The 5,526-nt window shown below is 70.6% G+C and carries 7 protein-coding genes; 5 read left to right on the forward strand and 2 right to left on the reverse strand.

Annotation, left to right across the window (positions count from 1 at the left end; genetic code table 11):
• From G3N93_RS33405 to cobC, 5 genes are all read left to right on the forward strand, one after another.
• On the forward strand, window positions 1-445 hold a 445-nt coding region (locus G3N93_RS33405), incomplete at its 5' end, for an iron ABC transporter permease (RefSeq protein WP_206134870.1).
• Complete coding sequence (locus G3N93_RS33410) at window positions 442-1,257, forward strand: ABC transporter ATP-binding protein (RefSeq protein ID WP_206134871.1); 816 nt, start codon at window positions 442-444, stop codon at window positions 1,255-1,257. The genes G3N93_RS33405 and G3N93_RS33410, both read left to right, overlap by 4 nt.
• 52 nt (window positions 1,258-1,309) lie before the next feature.
• Window positions 1,310-2,365, forward strand: a complete 1,056-nt coding sequence (cobT, locus tag G3N93_RS33415; RefSeq protein ID WP_174941602.1) for a nicotinate-nucleotide--dimethylbenzimidazole phosphoribosyltransferase — start codon at window positions 1,310-1,312, stop codon at window positions 2,363-2,365.
• Entirely contained in the window at window positions 2,355-3,131 is a 777-nt protein-coding gene (locus G3N93_RS33420; RefSeq protein ID WP_206134872.1) for an adenosylcobinamide-GDP ribazoletransferase, read from the forward strand. Before cobT ends, G3N93_RS33420 begins: the two co-directional genes overlap by 11 nt.
• Window positions 3,116-3,700 carry an alpha-ribazole phosphatase gene (gene cobC / locus G3N93_RS33425; protein WP_206134873.1) on the forward strand — a complete coding sequence of 195 codons (585 nt, stop codon included), beginning with the start codon at window positions 3,116-3,118 and terminating at the stop codon, window positions 3,698-3,700. Before G3N93_RS33420 ends, cobC begins: the two co-directional genes overlap by 16 nt.
• Before the next feature lie 89 nt (window positions 3,701-3,789).
• Here the strand turns inward: cobC and G3N93_RS33430 are convergent, their stop codons facing one another.
• Window positions 3,790-4,707, reverse strand: coding sequence for a cobalamin-binding protein (locus tag G3N93_RS33430; protein WP_206134874.1), 918 nt, complete (start codon window positions 4,705-4,707; stop codon window positions 3,790-3,792).
• The coding region (locus G3N93_RS33435; protein WP_206134875.1) for an aminotransferase class I/II-fold pyridoxal phosphate-dependent enzyme at window positions 4,704-5,526 on the reverse strand (823 nt) is incomplete at its 5' end. The genes G3N93_RS33435 and G3N93_RS33430, both read right to left, overlap by 4 nt.

The raw sequence follows: 5,526 nt of genomic DNA on the forward strand, positions 1-5,526 counted from the left end.
GACCGGCGACCTGAACGGCGTGACCGCGCCGTGGTTCGCGTGGGGTGCGCTGCTGCTGGCCGCATGCGTCGCGCTGCCGGCCGCGCCGCAACTGAACGTGCTGCTGCGCGGCGATGCGACCGCGCTCGCGCTCGGCGTGCCCGTTGCGCGCCTGCGCATGCGGATCTATCTCGTTGCGTCGCTGGCCGCCGCGGCCGCGGTGACGACGGCCGGCACGATTGGCTTCGTCGGACTCGTCGTGCCGCATGCGCTGCGGCTCGCCTTCGGCAACGACCAGCGGATGCTGCTGCCGGCCGCGATGCTCGCGGGCGGTGGCGGCGTAATGGCGGCCGACCTGCTCGCACGCACCGCGATCGCGCCCGCGCAACTGCCGGTCGGTGTGATGACCGCATTGATCGGCGTGCCGGTGTTCCTGTGGATGTTGTTGAGGAGGCCGATGCGATGACGGGGGCCGCACTGAATGCCACGGCCGGCGACATGAACTACGCGGCCGTCGACCTGACGCTGAAGGCCGGCGCGCGCACGCTGCTCGACGGCTTCACCCAGGTGTTTCGTCCCGGCGAGATCTGGTGCATCGCCGGGCCGAACGGCGCGGGCAAGACGACGCTGCTCGCGACACTCGCGGGGCTGCAGGCGCCCGCCGGCGGACACGTCGAGATCGACGGCCGGCCGCTTGCCGCATGGCCGCCCGAGCAGCTTGCGCAGCGTCGCGCGCTGATGCCGCAGCAACTGCACGACGCATTCAGCGCGACCGTGTTCGACACGGTGCTGCTCAACCGCTTTCCGTATCTCGACGGCTGGGGCTGGGAGCGCGATGGCGACCGCGCGACGGCGCGCGACGCGCTGGCGACCTTCGATCTGACCGCACTCGCGTCGCGCGACGTGCTGTCGCTGTCGGGCGGTGAGCGCCAGCGTGTCGCGCTGGCCGCGACGCTGTGCCAGGACGCGCCGTCGATGCTGCTCGACGAGCCGCTCGCGCATCTCGACCTGCATCACCAGATCGATTGCCTGACCGCGCTGGCGGCATGGCTCGACGCGAGCCCGCGCACGGTGCTGTTCTCGTGCCATGATCTGAATCTCGCGCGGCGTTTCGCGACGCATGCACTGTTGCTCGACGGCCGAGGCCACGCGTGGGCCGGCCCCGTGCACGACGTGCTGACGCCCGAGCGCGCAAGCGATGCGTTCGGTTATCCGCTCGTGCTGATCCGCGAGAATGGCCGCGACGCGCTGCTGCCCGCGTGGCCCGAGCGACAATGACCTTTTCCTTTCCGATGCGCGACGCACGCCGCGCCAACGACACGGCTTTTCGATGACGACCTCGACCCACTTCCCGCCCGCGATCGCGCCGCTCGACGACGTGCTGCGCAAGCGCCTGCAGCACGTGATCGACCACAAGACCAAGCCGCCCGGCAGCCTCGGCCAGCTCGAGGCGATCGCGTTGCAGATCGGCCTGATCCAGCACACGGAGCGGCCGGTCGTGCAGCGTCCGGTGATGATCGTGTTTGCCGGCGATCACGGGATTGCCGCCGAGGGCGTGAGTCCTTATCCGCAAGCGGTGACCGCGCAGATGGTCGCGAACTTCCTCGCCGGCGGCGCGGCAATCAACGCGTTCTCTGGCGTCGCGCAGAGCACGCTCGAGATCGTCGATGCGGGTGTTGCGTCGCCGCTGCCGCTGTCTGACCGGCTGGTGTCGCTGCCGGTCGCGCGCGGGACGCGCAACTTCGCGGCGGAGCCGGCGATGACGCGCGACGAGGCGATGACGGCGCTCGCGGCCGGCGCGGCGCGCGTGCGCCTGCATGCATCGCTCGGCACGAACGTGATCGGCTTCGGCGAGATGGGGATCGCGAACACGTCGTCGGCCGCTTGCCTGATGAGCCGCCTGCTCAGCGTGCCGATCGACGCGTGCGTCGGGCGCGGCACCGGCCTCGACGACCAGGGCCTCGCGCACAAGCGTGCGGTGCTCGGTCGTGCGCTCGTCAAGCACTCGCACGCGATCGCGCCGCTCGATGTGCTCGCGACGTTCGGCGGCTTCGAGATCGCGATGATGACGGGCGCGTATCTCGCGGCCGCGAGCGAGCGGATGACGATCCTGGTCGACGGCTTCATCGCGACGGCCGCGCTGCTCGTCGCCGAGCGCATCGCGCCCGGCGTGCGCGACTACTGCGTGTTCTCGCATACGTCGCACGAGGCCGGGCACCGCCGCATGCTCGAACATTTCGGCGCGAAGCCGCTGCTCGCGCTCGACCTGCGGCTCGGCGAAGGCACGGGCGCCGCGCTCGCGCTGCCACTCGTGCGTGCGGCCGCCGCATTCCTCACGGAGATGGCGAGCTTCGAATCCGCCGGCGTCGACAATCGTGACGCCTGAGCGCGCGCGCGGCGTGCGTGCCGAACTGCGCTACTTCTTCGTCGCGCTCGGTTATTTCACACGCGTGCCCGTGCCACGCTCGATCGGCTACGCAGCCGGCGATCTCGACAAGGCCGCGCGTTATTTCCCGCTCGTCGGCGCATGTGTCGGCGCGTGGGGCGCGCTCGTCTATCTCGCTGCGCTGCGCGTGTTGCCGCCGTCGATCGCGGTCGGGTTGTCGATGGCTGCGACGCTGCTCGCAACGGGCGCCTTTCACGAGGATGGCCTGGCCGACAGCTGCGATGCGTTCGGCGGCGGCTATACGCGCGATGACGTGCTGCGCATCATGCACGACTCGCGGATCGGCACGTTCGGTGCGGTCGCGCTCGTGATCTCGCTCGGCGTGAAATGGCAGGCGCTGGCGACCATGCTGCCGTTGCGCGCCGCGTGGACGATGATCGCCGCGCATGCGGCGAGCCGCGCGGCAGCGGTGAGCTTGCTGATGACGCTCGACTACGTGCGGCCCGAAGGCAAGGCGAAACCGGTCGCGCAACGGATGGGGGCGCGTGCGGCGTGCGTCGCGGCGCTATTCGGATTGCCCTGGCTGTTCTGGCCCGACTGGCGCATGGGCGTCGCCACATGCGTTGCGCTCGTGCTCGTGCGCGCGTGGGCCGCCCGCTATTTCGTGAAGCGGATCGGCGGCTATACGGGCGACTGTCTCGGCTTCACGCAGCAACTGTGCGAACTGGCGATCTATCTCGTGGTGCTCGGATGGACGTCGTCCTGATCCGTCATCCGGCCGTCGGCGTCGAGCCGGGCATCTGCTACGGACGCAGCGACGTGCCGCTCGCGGCGCCGGCCGACGCCGGCGCGCAGGCCGTGCGCGCGCATCTGTCGGCACGCTGCGCACCGCTTCCCGAACAGGTCTGGACGAGCCCGCTGACGCGCTGCGCGTCGATTGCCGAACGGCTCGCGCAGGCATGCGACGTGCCGCTGCGACGCGACGCGGACTGGCAGGAGATGGATTTCGGCGCGTGGGAAATGCGGCGCTGGGACGATATCGATCGCGCGGCGCTCGATGCGTGGGCGGCCGATCTGATGCACGCGTGTGCGCATGGCGGCGAAAGCGTTGCGCGGTTTGCTGCGCGGGTCGCGGGGCGGGTCGACGCAGTGGTGCGGTTCGGCCGGCCGCAATGGGTCGTCACGCATGCGGGCGTGATCCGTGCGTTTGCATCGCATGTCCTGCGCGTGCCGCTCGGTACGCTGCTGTCGCGGTCAGTACCGACCGGTGGTGTCGTCTGGCTGCGCGCGGATGTCGCCGCGCGAAAGTGGGAAGTGGTGCACTGGGACGAATAGGCGCGCTGGCCACTGCGTGTGAACGACGCTGCGCGCAGTCAATTCGTCTCAGGCATCTGACACGCGATGAACAGGCAAGTCGCCGCCAATCAGCGCGCTGCGCGCCGCGTACGCGCGGCATCGAGATCCTCGCACAGCGCAGCCGCGCCCTGCGCGATCCGCGGCGACGGCCGTGTCAGCAGATCGCCGTCGATCGCGAACAGGTTGTTGCGCGCCACGGCCGTCAGTGCGGGCCACGCGCGCCAGCGCGCCAGGCTCGGCAGCGGTTCGTCGGAGCGTGTCGTACCCGCACTGGTCGTCACGATCGCCTCCGGATTCGCCGCGAGCACCGCCTCGTCGGTGACGGTCGGCACGAGCGGCTTGAGCGATGCGAACACGTTGCGGCCGCCACACAGCTCGATCACGTCGTTGATCAGGTGCGCACCGTTGAGCGTCATCAGCGGCCGATCCCAGACCTGGAAGAACAGCGTGACCGGCGCTCGCGCGGCGTAACGCGTGCGCAGCGCCGCGATGTCGCGCGTATAGGCGGCCGCGGCCGCATCGGCCGCCGGTTGCGTGCCGAGCAGCGTGCCGAGCCGGCGCAGCGACGACGATACGTCGTCGAGATGTTTCGGCTCGCTGAAGAACAGCGGGATGTGCAGCGCACGCAGCGCGTCGGTCTGCCGCTCGGCGTTGCCGTGCCGCCAGACGACGATCAGGTCGGGCTTCAGCGCGGCGATCCGCTCGAGGTCGAGCGACTTGTTGTCGCCGACACGCGGTATCGCTTGCGCGGCGGGTGGATAGTCGCTGTACGTGACGGTGCCGACGAGCTTCGCTCCGCCGCCGGCCGCGTAGATCAGCTCGGTCGCGTGCGGTGCGAGGCTGATCACGCGCTGCGCGGGTGCCGCCAGCATGACGGGATTGCCGGCGTCGTCGCGTGTCGTGACATCGGCGTGGGCGAGTGGCGCGTAAGCGAGCGCGGCCAGTAACGCGACTGGCGTGAGCCGGCGAAACATGGACGGATTCATGCGGATTCCCGTTGCAGCGTCGGCATGCAGTGCGCGAGCGCGTCGCCGAGGCGTTGCCATTCGGCTTCGCTGCCCGGCAGACCGACGCGTATGCTCGACGGTGCCGGGAAGTGCCGCGTCCAGACCCCGCGTGCCGCGAGTGCCGCATGCAGTGCCGCAGCGCGCGGGTCGTCGGTCCAGCAGAAAAGCGGCGTTGCGCGAACTGTGAAGTCGTGAGCGCGCAGCAAGGCGGCCAGCCGCTCGCCGTCGGCCGCGAGCCGTTCGCGGGCGGCCGTCTGCCATGCGCGGTCGGCGAACGCCGCGGCGACCGCGTGGCGGGCTGGGCCGCCGACCGTCCATGCACCGAGCATGTCGCGCAGCGCGACGATCAGGTCAGGACACGCGAGCACGAAGCCTGCGCGGATGCCGGCGAGCCCAAAGAACTTGCCGACCGAACGCAGGACGACGAGGCCCGGGCGATCGACGTGCGGCGCGAGCGACCGCGTCGCGCCGGTATCGGCGAATGCTTCGTCGACGATCAGCGTGCCGCCGCGCGCCGCCAGTTGCGCGTGCCAATCGAGCAGGCGCTCGGCCGGCACGAACTCGGCGGTCGGATTATTCGGATTGCCGACGATGACGTGACGCAGCGTCGCCGGCAGCGTATCCGAGTCGATGTCGAGCGCGACGACGCGATGGCCGTGGCGCGCGAAGGCGGGCGCGTATTCGCCGTACGCGAGCGTCGCGACGCCGGCGTCGCCGGTCGGCAGCAACGCGGGCAACGCACGGATTGCGGCCTGGCTGCCGGCAACCGGCAGCACGTGTGCGGGATCGGGGGCGTGG

Source organism: Burkholderia sp. Se-20378, assembly GCF_017104665.1.
Lineage (GTDB): Bacteria > Pseudomonadota > Gammaproteobacteria > Burkholderiales > Burkholderiaceae > Burkholderia > Burkholderia lata.